At 62.7% G+C, this 15,029-nt stretch carries 15 protein-coding genes; 12 read left to right on the forward strand and 3 right to left on the reverse strand.

Features of this window, described 5'->3' with window-relative positions:
• Nucleotides 1-18: 18 nt before the first annotated feature.
• From BZG29_RS05325 to BZG29_RS05335, 3 genes are read left to right on the forward strand one after another with little or no spacing between them, the layout of a single operon-like run.
• Nucleotides 19-3,717 (forward strand): tubulin-like doman-containing protein, encoded by a 3,699-nt coding sequence (locus BZG29_RS05325; protein ID WP_077399712.1) that lies wholly within the window; start codon nt 19-21, stop codon nt 3,715-3,717.
• A 33-nt stretch (nt 3,718-3,750) separates the two neighbouring features.
• Nucleotides 3,751-4,983 carry a hypothetical protein gene (locus tag BZG29_RS05330; protein ID WP_077399715.1) on the forward strand — a complete coding sequence of 411 codons (1,233 nt, stop codon included), beginning with the start codon at nt 3,751-3,753 and terminating at the stop codon, nt 4,981-4,983.
• A gap of 17 nt (nt 4,984-5,000) precedes the next feature.
• The gene (locus BZG29_RS05335; protein WP_077399717.1) at nt 5,001-5,750 is read left to right on the forward strand and encodes a hypothetical protein; all 750 of its coding nucleotides are present in this window, start codon (nt 5,001-5,003) and stop codon (nt 5,748-5,750) included.
• A gap of 142 nt (nt 5,751-5,892) precedes the next feature.
• Here BZG29_RS05335 and trmL read toward each other — a convergent pair whose 3' ends face one another.
• Nucleotides 5,893-6,363 (reverse strand): tRNA (uridine(34)/cytosine(34)/5-carboxymethylaminomethyluridine(34)-2'-O)-methyltransferase TrmL, encoded by a 471-nt coding sequence (gene trmL, locus BZG29_RS05340; protein WP_077399720.1) that lies wholly within the window; start codon nt 6,361-6,363, stop codon nt 5,893-5,895.
• A gap of 39 nt (nt 6,364-6,402) precedes the next feature.
• Entirely contained in the window at nt 6,403-7,170 is a 768-nt protein-coding gene (locus tag BZG29_RS05345; protein ID WP_077399723.1) for a ComF family protein, read from the reverse strand.
• Between the two features lie 84 nt (nt 7,171-7,254).
• On the opposite strand from BZG29_RS05345, the gene BZG29_RS05350 reads away from it, so the two are divergent.
• The 7 genes from BZG29_RS05350 to BZG29_RS05375 all read left to right on the forward strand — a co-directional run bounded on the left by BZG29_RS05350 (nt 7,255) and on the right by BZG29_RS05375 (nt 13,306).
• On the forward strand, nt 7,255-8,151 hold the full coding sequence (locus BZG29_RS05350) for a methyltransferase domain-containing protein (RefSeq protein WP_077399726.1): 897 nt from the start codon (nt 7,255-7,257) through the stop codon (nt 8,149-8,151).
• 464 nt (nt 8,152-8,615) lie between these two features.
• The gene (gene coxB, locus BZG29_RS05355; RefSeq protein ID WP_077399729.1) at nt 8,616-9,824 is read left to right on the forward strand and encodes a cytochrome c oxidase subunit II; all 1,209 of its coding nucleotides are present in this window, start codon (nt 8,616-8,618) and stop codon (nt 9,822-9,824) included.
• A gap of 13 nt (nt 9,825-9,837) precedes the next feature.
• Nucleotides 9,838-11,430, forward strand: coding sequence for a cytochrome c oxidase subunit I (gene ctaD, locus BZG29_RS05360; protein WP_077399730.1), 1,593 nt, complete (start codon nt 9,838-9,840; stop codon nt 11,428-11,430).
• A gap of 68 nt (nt 11,431-11,498) precedes the next feature.
• Nucleotides 11,499-11,615 (forward strand): cytochrome oxidase small assembly protein, encoded by a 117-nt coding sequence (locus tag BZG29_RS28315; protein ID WP_216350353.1) that lies wholly within the window; start codon nt 11,499-11,501, stop codon nt 11,613-11,615.
• Nucleotides 11,616-11,661: 46 nt separating this feature from the next.
• A complete protein-coding gene (locus BZG29_RS05365; protein WP_051959653.1) occupies nt 11,662-12,189 on the forward strand; it encodes a cytochrome c oxidase assembly protein in 528 nt (175 codons plus the stop codon).
• 9 nt (nt 12,190-12,198) lie between these two features.
• Nucleotides 12,199-12,405, forward strand: coding sequence for a DUF2970 domain-containing protein (locus BZG29_RS05370; RefSeq protein WP_077399736.1), 207 nt, complete (start codon nt 12,199-12,201; stop codon nt 12,403-12,405).
• Between the two features lie 40 nt (nt 12,406-12,445).
• Nucleotides 12,446-13,306, forward strand: a complete 861-nt coding sequence (locus BZG29_RS05375; RefSeq protein WP_077399738.1) for a cytochrome c oxidase subunit 3 — start codon at nt 12,446-12,448, stop codon at nt 13,304-13,306.
• A 122-nt stretch (nt 13,307-13,428) separates the two neighbouring features.
• Here BZG29_RS05375 and BZG29_RS05380 read toward each other — a convergent pair whose 3' ends face one another.
• Entirely contained in the window at nt 13,429-13,629 is a 201-nt protein-coding gene (locus BZG29_RS05380; RefSeq protein WP_046683386.1) for a twin transmembrane helix small protein, read from the reverse strand.
• Between the two features lie 36 nt (nt 13,630-13,665).
• Between BZG29_RS05380 and BZG29_RS05385 the strand changes: the two genes are divergently transcribed.
• Complete coding sequence (locus BZG29_RS05385; RefSeq protein ID WP_077399741.1) at nt 13,666-14,412, forward strand: SURF1 family protein; 747 nt, start codon at nt 13,666-13,668, stop codon at nt 14,410-14,412.
• A gap of 4 nt (nt 14,413-14,416) precedes the next feature.
• Nucleotides 14,417-15,022 (forward strand): cytochrome C oxidase subunit I, encoded by a 606-nt coding sequence (locus BZG29_RS05390; protein WP_077399745.1) that lies wholly within the window; start codon nt 14,417-14,419, stop codon nt 15,020-15,022.
• The last annotated feature ends 7 nt before the right edge of the window (nt 15,023-15,029 follow it).

A 15,029-nucleotide genomic window follows, 5' to 3' on the forward strand; every position in this document is an offset into this window, starting at 1 on the left:
ATCATCGAAGGAATCACCATGGCAGAGAACCTGAACCAAACCATCACCGGCGGCGCCAGCGAGCGCAAGCAGGACAAGATCATCGAACTGCGCCCGACCCTGTTCATCGGCATCGGCGGCACGGGCATGCAAGTGCTGATGCGCGTGCGCCGGCGCATCCTCAATACCCTGTGGGGCGGCGCGGGCAACCGCACGCGCATCGAGGGCTTGGCCGACTTTCCCATCGCGCAATTCATCCATTTCGACCTCGACAATGGCGCCGTGATCGAAAGCGGCGAGTCGCAGGCGAAGGACTTGCAGTTCGACCAGGTGAAGTTCACGGATGATGACAAGGTGGTCGAGTCGTTCGACATGGACAAGTACAGCCGTGATGAAGATTCCCTGGAGAAATATCCGCACATCAAGGAATGGCTGCCGCTGACGCCGCAGCGCATCCGCGAGTTGCGTTTCGACATGAGCAGCGGCGCCGGCCAGATCCGCGCCGTCTCGCGCCTGTATTTCTTCGACAAATACGCGAAGATCCGCGACAAGATCCGCTTGAAATTGAAAGCGCTGAAGGCGGGCCTGTCGCATGAGCGCCAACTGGCCGAGCTGGGCTTGCGCATGGAAACGAACCGTTTCCGCATCGTCATCGTCGGTTCCGTCGCGGGCGGCACGGGTTCCGGCTCCTTCCTGGACATGGGCTTGCTGGCGCGCTGGCTGGCGCGCAGCGAAGTGGGCGCGGCCGACGTCGAGCTGATGCTGTTCTTGCCGACCGGCTACACCAAGGCCAACAAGGACCGGGTCGAGGCCAACGGTTACGCGGCGCTGATGGAGCTGGAATCGGCGATGATGGGCAACAAGGGCTATGTGGGCCGCTGGGATGCGTATGACCGCCCGGAACTGACGCGCGAACCGTACAGCGAGGTTTACCTGATCGATTCGGGCAATCTTGCCCAGCAGCACACCAAGGATGTCAGCGACGTCTACCACATGGTGGCCGATTCCCTGTTCGAGGATTTCGCCTCGGCCGATTTCGCCCGCGCCAAGCGCTCGATCGCCGTCAACCAGGCGCAGCACAAGAACTCGCTGTACAACGCGCCCGTGCCGCAAGACCGCTTCGGCGACATGCGTTTGTATTTCTCGAAGCGCTTTTCCTCGTTCGGCATGGCCGTGCTCGATACGCGCCAGGAAGCGGCGCGCGACGAGCGGGCCCACCGCTGGGCCGGCGCCATGCTGCAAGCATTCTTTGGCGTGGGCGGCACGGATGCGGGCGCCAACCGCGCCACGGATACGCAACGCGATAATTTCCTCGCTGCCAATATGTTCCTGAAGGGCACGCCGTTCAGCGATTTCCCCGAGTTTTCCGACAAGAGCATCGAGCTGAAGCGCTCCAGCGGCGACTTCATCGATTTCCGCGTCGTCGACGAATTGCTGGAAGACCGCCACGGCCACTTGCTGGCCGGCGTGGAAAACCGGGTCAATACGCGCATCAACGATATCCGCACGGGTTTCGACCGCAGCGAATGGCCGGCGCAGGTGCGCGACGCCATGAAGCACCTGGAACGCGACGCCGTGCGCGACCAGGATTCCACGGCCGACACGACGGAAGACCGCATCAGCAAGCGCCGCCGCGAAGTGCTGGAAGACGTCAAGAAAGTCGTGCGCGACCAGCTGTATGGCTATCTTGACAATAAAGAATTCGGCGGCCTGGAGTACGTGCTGTCGCTGGTGGAGCAGATCAAGGACCGCATCGAGGCGCCGGGCAGCGGCTTGACGGCGCAGATCGGCAACAATGCCGAGCGCTACCGCGAAATCAAGGAAGCCGTGCGTTCGCGCGAATACGAGCGCCTGTTGAACAACCTGGAGCAGACGCGCAGCACCTTCGGCTTCCTCAGCAATGGCGAAAAGCAGGCGGGCGTGGTGATGGATCATTTGCGCACGGAAATGGCCAATGCGCTGAAATTCCATCTGCGGGCCAAGGCGGCGGACGAGTCCGTCCTCCTGCTGGGCGAGCTGTCGCGCTGGCTGGGCAACCGGGTCGGCGTCGATGCGCAAGGCCGCGCGCAGTGGAATGGCCTGGTGGGCGAGCTGCAAACGGGTCGCGAAGGCGTGCTGGCCATGCTGGCGGAACTCAAAACGGCCAATACCATCCTGCAAAAGGACCTGGACAAGGAACACGCGACCCTGATCGTCATTCCCGTCACGGAAAAAGACATTGCGCTGCCCTCGGCGGCCACCTTGCGCCAGTGGGCCGATGAAGCGTTCAAGGACATGGGCGGCTCGAAAGCCCTGTTCCCCATGTTGGCCGAACCGGCGCAGCGCGGTTTGATCCTGGCCAAGGTGACGCGCATGGCGGAAAACATGATCGCCACGGCGGGCCTGACAGAAGGTGCGACGAGCACGCCCGACCCCCTGTTCGAGGCGCTGGAACAGATGGATGTATCCGAACGCCTGGACCGCTTCCGCAAGCTGCTGGCCTGCTCCATGCCGTGGATCGACGCCAACATGGCGGGCGACTTCACGGTCGTGTCGGACCAGTTCAAGTGCGTGATCGGCGTGGCCAACGCGGCTGCCTTCAAGGCGAAGTTCGGCGCCGAGCTCGAATCGTGCGTGCCGACCCAGGTGGGCATCACGGTGAGCCAGCTGGAAATCGTCGAGACGGGCATCCGCGGGCGCGCCGTCTGCTATTGCGAGCTGGCCGGCGTGCCGATGACGGTGCTGCGCGGGCTGGAAGGCTGGCGCACCAGTTACCGCAAGGAAGGCGACAACGACAAGGCGCCGACCCACACGCACATTGATCCAACGCAATTTACGCACCCGATCGCGCCGAACACGGACGAGATGAAGCGCCTGGCGGAAGACTTCGGCGAGTTCCTGCAAGCGATCATGCTGGGCGTGCTGACGCGCCACACGGGCAGAGTCGTGCCGCCGGGCCAGTACCAGTTCGCCGTCGAACCGGGCGACTTGCGCCGCATCGGCAACGAACGGGCCATCCGCCAGAACGGCATGCCCGCCTCGTACGAGAAAAATATCGCCCTGCGCATCGAAGAAAAATTGACGGCACTTGACGCCGTGCAGACGGCGGCCATGGCGGCGCTGGCAAAATACTATGAGCGGGGCGTGTATGCGCCCAAGCTGGTGGCGCAGGCCGATGGCTCGCAGCTGCCCTACATCGGCTTTGGCAGCGCCATTTCCGCCGAAGTGGGCACGCGCCTGCGCGAGTCGGCGCGCCGCAAGGGCATGGCCAGCGATGAGCTCGACCGCACGGTGCAAGCCTTGCTGGGACGGCTGAAGGAGTGGGCGAACGTCATCGGCGACTCCGACGGCGATGCCTACGACTGGGAAGTGCGCGAGCCGGAAGCGGACGGCCAGCCGCGCCTGAAGTATGCGATCAAGCCGGAAATGCTGGAAGCGGGCCGCCTGGAGCAATTGCTGCGTCCGGCCGGCGCGGCGGCTGCGCCGGCGACGGCCGTTTTCGGCATGGCACCGCCACCGCTGGGCGGCATGCCGCCGCCGCTGGTGGAGTACCAGTATTTCCTGGGCATCAACGGCCAGCAGCAGGGACCGTTCACGGCCCAGCAGATCGTGCAGTACGTGCAGGCGGGGCAGGTTGTGCCGGCCACCACCAAGGTGTGGCGCGCAGGTTTGCCGGCCTGGGCCGACCTGGCCCAGTTCCCCGAACTGGCGCCTCTGTTCCTCGGCGCGCCGCCACCGTTGATGCCGCCGCCGTTGTGAACGCTGGAATGACGTTGGAATGAAGGATTAGTTTTGGATATCTGCAACAAATGCAAGACGGGCCTGTGGACCGTTGTCAGCCATTGCCCGTACTGCGGTCACGCCATGGCTGGCGCGGCCAAGCCAGCTGCGGCCGTGCCGCCGCCGCTGCCCGTCCCCACGCCCATGCCGGTGCCTGCGCCGGTAGCGCCGCCACCTGCGCCCAAGCCGCCGCCCGTGCCGGTGACGCCTGCGCCTGCGCCGAAAGCGCCGCCGAAGCCGGCGCCAGTACCGCCACCCAAGCCGCCGCAGGCCGCGCCGAAGCCCGCGCCTGTGCTTCCACCGGCGCCTGCCCCGGCAACACCGGTACCACCGCCACCGCCGCGCAAATGGCTGCGCTGGCTGGGCGCCGCCGCCGTGCTGGCGGCCGTCATCGTCTACATGAATGGCAAGCCGGGCGGCAAGAATGAATCGGCGTGCAACGACGCCATCGACAGCGGCTTGAAACTGGTGGCAAATGGCAGCCTGGACGGCGCCCGGCAAAAGCTGGCGACGGCAAAGAATGTATGCACGGGCAAGTCCAGCGCCAAGGCCGACGATCTGCAGGCGGCGATCGGCAAGGCCGGCGCCGCATCGGGCAGTTGCCAGCGCGGCGTGCGCGCCATCGAGCGCAGTATTGATGGTCATCAATTGCAAAGCGCCGCAAGGGGCATCGCCGCGCTCGACGCCGATTGCGCGGGCGCCTCCAGCGTGGACTCCCTGCGCAAGCAGCTGGCGCGCCAGCAGGCGGCAGCCGCGTCCGTGCTGGTCGGCGTGCGCCAGGCGCTCGATGGCAAGGATGCCACGGCAGCGCGCAATGGCATCGCCAGGCTGGAAGCCATCGACCGCGAAGCGGCGGAGTTGCCGCAGTTGAGGGCCGAGGTGCAGGCGCTGTCGGCGCCGGCGTCCGTCGCTGCACCGGTCCCGGCGCCGTTGGAAACGGCACCGGCCCGCGTCGTGCCCACGGAACCGGCGCCTGCGCGCGCGGTCGAACGTTCAGCGGTGGCCGAACGCCGCCCGCAGGAAACGGCGCCCGTCGACAGCGGCGCGGCCATGCGCAACGAGATGGCGCAAGCGTTCTTGCGCGATGCCGAGCGTTCTTTGCTGGAAGGTAAGTTCGATGCGGCCAAGACGTATCTGGAAAGCGCGCGCCGCGTCGATCCGGGCAATGCGCGCATCGACAATCTGTCACGCCGCATCCGCGAGCGCGAACGGCAAGTGTTGCAGACGGAAACAACGATCAATTAGTCATCTGGAGAGTCACCATGCTGAATCACACCACCTTGCGCGCGGCCGCGGCGCTGACCATCGCGGCCATGCTGGCCGGTTGCGCCACGGCGCCGATGAGTCCGAACGGCGTGCGGCAGGACAGTTCCTACCCGCAAGGTGGTGCCCAGGCGGCCACGGATGAGGACCCGTGCAGCGTGGGCGCGACGGCCGCTGCCGGCGCGGCCGTGGGGGCATTGCTGGGTGCGCTGGCGGGCGGCAAGAATGGCGCGCTGAAAGGGGCCGCCATCGGCGGCGGCCTGGCGGCGGCCGGTTGCCTGGCCATCAATGTCAATTCGCGCCAGACCAAGACGGCGGCGCAGGCGGACCGCGACTACATCCGCGCGCGCGGCGCGCTGCCGCGCGAGCCGCAAGTGGTGTCGTACACCCCGCAGCTGAGTGCGTCGACCGTCAAGCGCGGCCAGCCGTTCAAGGTCAATTCGGTGGTGGAGCTGGTCAACGGCAGCGCGCAAAGCGTCAACGACGTGCGCGAAGAACTGGTGGTGCTCGATCCGCAAGGCCAGCCGTTCAAGTCCGGCTCGAAAGCCCTGGCCAGCAACAACAAATCGGGCGGGCGCTTTGAAAACTCGTTCGAGCTGACCTTGCCGCCCGGCGTGTCGCAAGGCGTGTACGGCGTCAAGACGAATCTGTACGTGAACGGCAAGCTGGCCGCCACGCGCGACTTGCGCACGCAGCTGGTGATGCTGGACGACAATAGCGGCGCGGCGCGGCAATTGGCGCAGCGGTAAAGGGAGATTGCAGGAGTATCAACATCTCATCCAGTCGTAGCGAGCGGCGATGATTTGTGGCCGAGAAGCGCAGCGCTACTTTAGTAGCGTGAGCATCGCCGGCCGCAAAGCGCGCCGCACAGTAGACTGGGTGAGGTGTCAGCTACGCGCCGCCGGCGTATCCATGCTGGCGCCACGCCTCGTAGACGACGACGGCCACCGTATTCGACAGATTCAAACTGCGGTTGTCCGGGCGCATGGGCAGGCGGATGCGTTGCTCTGCCGGAAAACCGTCGCGCAGGGCCGGGTCCAGGCCTTTCGTTTCCGAGCCGAACACGAACACGTCGCCGGGCAAGAAGGCCACGTCGCCGAACGGGCGCGAGCCGCGCGTCGTCATGGCGAACATGCGGGCCGGGTCGGGCTGGGTGTCGGCCAGGAACGCTGCCCAGTTCTTGTGCACCTTCATGTTGGCGTAATCGTGGTAATCGAGGCCGGCGCGCTTCATCTTGGCATCGTCGAGCGGAAAGCCCAGCGGTTCGACCAGGTGCAGCTGCGCGCCCGTGTTCGCGCACAGGCGGATGACGTTGCCCGTATTGGGCGGGATTTCAGGTTCTACCAAAACAACGTGAAACAAAATGCTCTCCTTGGTCTATCTCTAATATATACAGCGAATTTAATGCGGCGGCGTGCGCGCCACGACCAGGATGCTGACCCTGGCCGCGCCTGCGCTCTTGCAGGCGGTGGCCAGCGCGTTGACGGTGTGGCCGCTGCTCATCACGTCGTCGACGATGCCCACATGGCATCCTTGCAATAGCGCCCCATGTTCGGGCGCGATGGCGAACGCGTGCGCCAGGTTGGCTTGCCGTTCCTGCGGCGCCACGCCGCTTTGCGCCCGGGTTTCGCGCACGCGCAGCGCCAGGCGGGGCTGTAAAGGCACGTCCAGCAGGCGCGCCAGCGGACGGGCAACTTCCAGCGCCTGGTTAAAACCCCGCTCGGCCAGACGGGCCGGGCCCAGCGGCACCGGGCACAGCAGTTGCGGCGCTTCCCACGCTTGTTGTTGCTGAATGGCAACATACAACAGTTCTGCCAACAGGGGCGCCAGCGCCAGGCGCGCGCCGAATTTCAGCTGCAGCAGCAACTGGTCGACGGGCGCCGCATAGTCGAACGCCGTGACGGTGGCGTCATACGCGGGCCGCTGGCGCAAACAGCGCCCGCACAGCTGCGCCACCTCAATATCAGCGAGCGGATTGGCGCACTGGCGGCAGCGGTGGCGCAGTTGCCCGCGTCCTTGCCCCAGGTACTGCGCGCGGCAAGGCGAACACAGCACTTGCGGGCAGCCCATGCCGCACAGCGCGCACTGGGCCGGCAGCACCGTGGCGCCCAGCCACAGCCGCAGCGCCTGCCAGGCGGCGTCAAGGCGGTGCCGGGTGGCGGTCCGCATCGCGATGGCGTCGTTCCATGTACACTGCCGACATTATCTCACCTCACCGGTTTCAACATGCCAGTTCCCGCCAATCCACCCAAAATGAGTGCGCCCATCGATGCGGTGCAAGTACGCGATTTCTTTTCCCGTCCCGCGCGCGTCGCGCCGTCGGACTTCCTGCGCCGCGAAGTGTCGGCACGCATGCACGAGCGCCTGGAGCTGGTGAAAATCACGCCGCACCGTGTGCTTGACGCCGGCTGCGGTCCCGGCGCGGATCTGGCACAGTTGCAAAAGGATTATCCCGCAGCGCAGATTATCGGTCTCGATGCAGCGCAAGCGATGATGCAGGCGGCGCGCGCGCCCGCGTCGAAACTGGCCAGCCTGAACCAGTTCCTCAGCAAACTCTTGCCGGCCAAGGCGGGCGTGGATTTATTGTGCGGCGACCTGGGCGACCTGCCGCTGGCGCAGGGCAGCATCGACCTCGTGTGGTCCAACCTGGCGCTGCACTGGCATGCCCAGCCCGACCGCGTGTTTGCCGAATGGCGGCGCGCGCTGCGCCTCGATGGCTTGCTGATGTTTTCCTGTTTCGGCCCCGACACCTTCCGCGAAGTGCGCGACGCCTTCGCCGAGGCCGATTTGTATCCGCACGCCTTGCCCTTCGTCGACATGCACGACTTTGGCGACATGCTCGTCGAGACGGGCTTTTCCACGCCCGTGCTGGACATGGAGATCATCACCGTCACCTACGATACGGCGGAAAAACTGCTGGCGGACGTGCGCGCCTTCGGCGGCAACCCGCTGACCACGCGCCGGCGCGGCCTGATGGGCAAGGCGGCCTGGCAGCGCATGCTCGACGCGCTGGAAAAGAGGCGCCGTCCCGATGGCAAGCTGGGCCTGAGTTTCGAAGTGATCTATGGCCACGCCTTCCGTCCCGCGCCGCGCGTGACGCGCAATGGCGAAGCCATCATCCGCTTCGATCTGCCGCGCAAGCCTAAATAAAAGGGCAAAGAAACCGACACTTGGTCGCATTCGCGCACGATGTGGCAGCTTGGCGTTGCAAAGCGCGCGGCGGCCGGGAGACGGGCGCGCACAAAGCCGATTATTGCTTGATGGATTCAAGTTTACTTGATTATAATCGTTGATTGTTTGTCAGCTTGCTAATTGAAAAAAACAAGGGCTGCATACAAAATAAAAAAAACAAAGCAAGACTAATTCGAAGTTACTGCATTAGTATAGTAACCATCTTCCACACGAGGCCATTTCAGTGTGGGGAAGAAAAACAGGGTTCCAGCATGGTTGCGCGCCGCCGTTTTTGCTGCCGCAGCCAGCATGGAATTCGCTGGTGCTTGACGCACATGGCCGCATTCCGGCCGTGTTGCTTTCATGGAGGAGCGGCAGCGGTCCAGTACGGAGAAGTCCGCAGCCGTTTAAAATATCATTATTTTTGGGTGGTTGGGGAAAACATGACACATGCAAAGCGACTTCAATCGTTGCTGCTCGGGCTGTCTTTGACAGCGTTTGGCATCGGGCGATGGGCCACGGCGGCACCGGCTGCCGGCACCTATCCCGGCACCGGCGGTCCCGTGCCGTTCGAAATGAATCTGCAACCGCCGGCGACACAGATCGCCCATGAAATCTACGATTTGCACACCCTGATGATGATCATCTGCCTGGTGATCTTCGTGGCCGTGTTCGGCGTCATGTTCTATTCCATCTTCAAGCACCGCAAGTCCCTGGGCCACAAGCCGGCCACCTTCCACGAAAGCACCACCGTCGAGATCGCCTGGACCGTCGTGCCTTTCCTGATCGTCATCGGCATGGCCCTGCCTGCCACGCGCACCGTCGTCGGCATGAAGGACACCTCGAACGCCGACATCACCATCAAGGCCACCGGCATGCAGTGGAAATGGGGCTATGACTACCTGAAAGGCGAGGGCGAAGGCATTTCCTTCCTCTCCAACCTGGCCACGCCGCGCTCGCAAGTGGGTGCGCCGGGCGCGCCGCCGACGGAAAAACGGGGCGAAAACTACCTGATCGAAGTCGACAATGAAGTTGTCGTGCCGGTCAACAAGAAGATCCGCGTGGTGCTGACGGCCAACGACGTCATCCACGCCTGGTCCGTGCCCGCCTTTGGCGTCAAGCAAGATGCGATTCCCGGTTTCGTGCGCGACACCTGGTTCAAGGCCGACCATATCGGCACCTTCCGCGGCAATTGCGCCGAGCTGTGCGGCAAGGAACATGCATTCATGCCCATCGTCGTCAAGGTCGTATCCAACGAGGACTACAAGGCCTGGGTTGATGTAAAACAAAAGGAAATGGCCGCATTGGCCGATGATCCAAGCAAGGTGTGGACCATCGATGAATTGAAGGTCAAGGGCGAGAAAGTGTATGCGGCCAACTGCGTGGTCTGCCACCAGGCGACCGGCAAGGGCGTGCCCGGTGCGTTTGCGCCGCTGGATGGCTCGGCCGTGGTGAACGGCCCGAAAGCGGATCAGATCCACGTCTTGCTGAACGGGCAAAAGAGCGGCAAGTATCCCGCTGAAATGCCGGCATGGAAACAGCTGTCCGACACGGAAATTGCCGCAGTGATCACTTACACGCGCAATTCCTGGTCGAACAAGGCCGCAGAGAACATCGTTCAACCAGCCGAAGTCGTGGCTGCACGCAAGTAATTAGGAGCCGTACATGAGCACTAGCACCTTGGACCACGCCGGTCACGATCACGACCATGCCCACGACCACCCGACCGGCTACCGCCGCTGGCTGTTTGCCACCAACCACAAGGATATCGGCACCCTGTACCTGTGGTTTTCGTTCATCATGCTGCTGTCGGGCGGCGTGCTGGCCCTGATGATCCGTACGGAACTGTTTCACCCAGGCTTGCAATTCTTTCACCCTGAATTTTTTAATCAACTGACCACCATGCACGGCCTGGTGATGGTGTTTGGCGCCATCATGCCGGCCTTTGTCGGCTACGCCAACTGGATGATCCCGCTGCAAGTGGGCGCGTCCGACATGGCGTTCGCCCGCATGAACAACTTCTCGTTCTGGCTGCTGCCGCCGGCCGCGCTGCTGCTGGCCACGTCCTTCCTCGTTCCGGGCGGCGCCACCGCCGCCGGCTGGACCCTGTATGCGCCGCTGTCGACGCAGATGGGCCCCGGCATGGACATGGCCATTTTCGCCATGCACCTGATGGGTGCCTCGTCCATCATGGGCTCGATCAACATCATCGTCACCATCCTGAACATGCGCGCGCCTGGCATGACCCTGATGAAAATGCCGATGTTCTGCTGGACCTGGCTGATTACCGCGTATCTCTTGATCGCCGTCATGCCGGTGCTGGCTGGCGCGATTACCATGACCCTGACGGATCGCCATTTCGGCACGTCCTTCTTTAACGCGGCAGGCGGCGGCGACCCCGTCATGTACCAGCACATCTTCTGGTTCTTCGGCCATCCCGAGGTCTACATCATGATCTTGCCGGCCTTCGGCATCGTCTCGCAGATCCTGCCCGCGTTTGCCCGTAAACCTTTGTTCGGCTACGCCTCGATGGTCTACGCTACCGCTTCCATCGCGATTCTGTCCTTCATCGTCTGGGCGCACCACATGTTTACCACCGGCATGCCGGTGACGAGCCAGCTGTTCTTCATGTACGCGACCATGCTGATCGCCGTGCCGACGGGCGTGAAAGTGTTCAACTGGATCGCCACGATGTGGAAGGGTTCGATGACGTTCGAGACGCCGATGCTGTTCTCGGTGGGCTTCATCTTCGTGTTTACCATGGGCGGTTTCACCGGCCTGATCCTGGCCGTGACGCCGATCGACATCCAGCTGCAGGACACCTATTATGTGGTGGCGCACTTCCATTACGTGCTGGTGGCCGGTTCGCTGTTCGCCCTGTTCGCCGGTTTCTACTACTGGTCGCCGAAATGGACGGGCCACATGTACAACGAGACGCGCGGCAAGATCCACTTCTGGCTGTCCCTGATCACGTTCAACGTGACCTTCTTCCCGATGCACTTCCTGGGCCTGGCCGGCATGCCGCGCCGCTACGCCGACTATCCGGCGCAGTTCACGGACTTTAATATGATCGCCTCGATCGGCGGTTTTGGTTTCGGCCTGATGCAGGTGTACTTCCTGTTCTTCGTGGTCTTGCCGACCATCCGCGGCGGCAAGGCTGCGCCGGCGAAACCATGGGAAGGCGCGGAAGGCCTGGAATGGACCGTGCCGAGCCCTGCACCGTTCCACACGTTCGAAACGCCGCCGACCGTCAAGTAGTAATCCGCAAGTAATGCCAGTGTCACGGGCCGGCGCCGCTGCCGGCCCCTTTGAATAGAGTGCCTGCCATGACCGAAGTGAAAACTGAGCGCAAGAAACCGAACAACCTGCGTACCGGGCTGATACTGGGGGCCCTGGCGGCCTTCTTCTTTCTGTCCGTATTCGTCAAGCGCATGTGGCTCTGACGTGACGACGCCGATCCAACAGGAAACACGCGGTCTGAACCGCAAGATGCTGGGCAAGCTGCTCGTCATTGCCGTGCTGATGTTCGGCTTTGGCTATGCCCTGATTCCCGTCTACAAGCAGATTTGCGAAGTGATGGGCATCAACGTGCTGACGCAAAAAGATGGCACGGTGGCCTACGACAACAATACGCAGGTCGACACGACGCGCAGCATCACCGTCGAGTTCGACGGCAATGCGCAGGGGCCATGGCGCTTCCGCCCGACCGTGTCGAGCATGCAAGTGCATCCGGGCGAGCTGGTGACCGTCATGTATGAAGTGGTCAACACGCAGAACCGCGTCGTCAATGCGCAAGCCATCCCCAGTTACGCGCCGCAGAGCGCCACGCCGCATTTCAAGAAGGTCGAGTGCTTCTGCTTCAAGCAGCAGACCTTGAAACCGAAGGAAGCGCGGCAGATGCCGGTGGTGTTCTTCCTCGATCCGGCCCTGCCGAAAGAGGTGAAAACCATCACCCTGTCGTACACGTTTTTCGAGATTGCCGGTCTGAGCCAGGCTCAGACGCCGGCCGTCCAATAGGAGAGTGCCATGGGCGAATCCGCCAAACCGGAAAAAGCGTCGTTCCTGTATTCGCTGCGGGCCGTCGTGTGGTCATTCACGGGTCTGCGCCGCAAGAGCGATTTCGACACGGATTCGGCCAAGCTCAATCCCGTGCACATCGTCATCGCCGGCTTCCTGGTGGTGGCTTGCCTGATCGGCATCTTGATTTCAATTGTTAAATTCGTCGTTTTATAAATTATAAAAAACCACCCTATAAGTTTTTGAGGAGATGATGATGAGTTCCAACCACGCCGCCGTACCCTATTATTTCGTGCCCGGCCCGTCGCGCTGGCCCATGCTGGGCGGCGCCAGCCTGCTGCTGACCATGATCGGCGCCTCGGCCTGGGTTAACGACGTCTCCTGGGGCCCGTACGTGAATTACCTGGGCATCGCCGGCATCCTGCTGGTGCTGTATTTCTGGTTCGGCGACGCCATCAGCGAATCGGAGCAGGGCTTGTACAGCGAGCGCATCGATCACTCATTCCGCTGGAGCATGAGCTGGTTCATCTTTTCGGAAGTCATGTTCTTCGCCGCCTTCTTCGGCGCCCTGTTTTATGCGCGCAGCATCTCGATGCCGTGGCTGGCCGACCTCGACCACAAGGTGATCTGGCCCGATTTCGCCGCCCACTGGGGCAATACGGGCCCGGCCGGCACGGTGCAGGAATTCACCACCATGACGCCGTTCTGGATTCCAACCATCAACACGGCCTTGCTGCTGCTGTCGGGCGTCACCCTGACCATTTCCCACCACGCCTTGCGCGCCGGCCACCGCGGCACGACGGCCCTGTTCCTGTTTGCCACGATCTTGCTGGGCGCCGTCTTCATGGGCTTCCAGGTCTACGAATACATCCACGCTTACAGCGAACTGAACTTGAAATTGACGTCCGGCATCTACGGCGCCACCTTCTTCATGCTGACGGGTTTCCACGGCTTCCACGTGACCCTGGGCGCCATCATGCTGTCCGTCATCCTGTACCGCGTATTGAAAGGCCACTTCACGCCCGAGCACCACTTCGGCTTCGAAGGCGCCGCCTGGTACTGGCACTTTGTCGACGTCGTCTGGCTGGGCCTGTACGTGGTCGTGTATTGGTTATAATGGCGGGGCAGGGCGCGCGTTGTTGAGGGGCGCGCCGGCACCATAAAAAAAGCCGTACCGGGACATCCTGGGTACGGCTTTTTTCTTAGCGTGAAGAATTTGCCAATCAGGCAAGAAGAAGCTTAATGTATGCCCGTCGGCTGGATGTAGCCCAGATGATGTGCCAGCAGGATCAGCAAAAACAGGGTGATCGACAAGCCCACGCGCAAGGCCAGCGCCTGCACGGTGCGGTTGCTCTTGCCCTTGTCGCGCATGAGGAAGAACAGGGCCGAGCCCAGGCTGCCCAGGATCAGGATGAAGGCAATGGCAACGAGGATTTTCATGGATGGTAGCGCCAGGCTTGAGGAGGTTTCATTGTAATGCGTATCCGCTTCCATTTTAGATGGATTCCATTTGTTGTAATGCTGCTACTGGTGGCGTTGGGCGTATCCCTGGCGCAATGGCAGCAGCGCCGTGGCGAGGAGAAAGTCGCGCGCGCCGCCCGCCTGGAAGCGGGCAACCTGGCCGCACCGCTGTCCTTGACGGCCGCGCCCCTGTTGCCGGCCGACGCGCAAGCGATCGAATACCGGCGCGTTACCGTCACGGGCCATTTCGTACCCACCTGGACGGTCTATCTGGACAACCGCCCCTACAAGGGGCAAGCGGGCTTCCACGTGCTCACGCCGTTCCAGATCGACGGTTCCCGGATGCATGTGCTGGTGGCGCAGGGCTGGTTGCCGCGCAACAATGCCGAGCGCACGCGCATCCCCGATTACGCGACGCCGGCCGGCACCGTCACCATTAGCGGCATCGCGCGCCTGAACGCGGGCCATGTGATGGAGCTGGGCACGGCGCCGGCCCTGGCGCCGCACGCCATCGTGCAAAATGCCGATATCGGCCAGCTGGCCCAGGCTAGCGGCCTGGCCCTGCAGCCTTTTATCCTCGAACAAACAGTCGACGGAGTGACGGCGCCAGCGTCCAGCCAGCTTCCCGTGCGCGACTGGCCGGCGCCGGACTTGGGCGCCGACAAGCACCGCGGCTATGCATTCCAGTGGTATGCACTGGCACTGATGGCTTTTCTATTTTTTGTCTTTACAGGATTTCGACGTGCAAACAAACAACCCTGAAGCAATGCAAGACAGCAGCGATAAACAGGCACAGAACAGCGGTCGCTGGAAACTGCTGGCCGTGGTGGCCGTATGCGCGTTTCCCATCATCGCTTCGTATTTCACGTATTACATCATCAAGCCCACGGGCCGCAACAATTACGGCGCCCTGATCGACCCCCGCTTGCATCCGATACCCGAAGAACAATTGCAGGTGACGGAACTCGATGGCAAGGCCGCGCCGCTGGCGCAATTCAAGGGCAAGTGGGTGCTGCTGCAAACGGGACCATCCGATTGCCAGGAAGCATGCAAGAAGCAATTGTTTGACATGCAACAACTGCGTTTGATGCAAGGCAAGGAACGCGAACGCCTGGAAAGAGTCTGGCTGGTAACGGATGCGCAGCCGCTCGACACCCTCGTGATGCGCGAATTCGACGGCACCAGCATGCTGCGCGTCAATAGCGACGCCCTGAAGGCGTGGCTGCCCGTGGAAGCGGGCGGCAAGACGAGCGACCATCTGTATTTGATCGATCCGCTGGGCAATCTGATGATGCGCTTCCCGAAAGACGCGGACCCGAACAAGATCAAGAAAGACATCGCCAAGCTGCTCAAAGCTTCGGCGATCGGTTGAGGAGTCT

The organism is Janthinobacterium sp. LM6, assembly GCF_002002885.1.
Taxonomy (GTDB): domain Bacteria; phylum Pseudomonadota; class Gammaproteobacteria; order Burkholderiales; family Burkholderiaceae_D; genus Janthinobacterium; species Janthinobacterium kumbetense.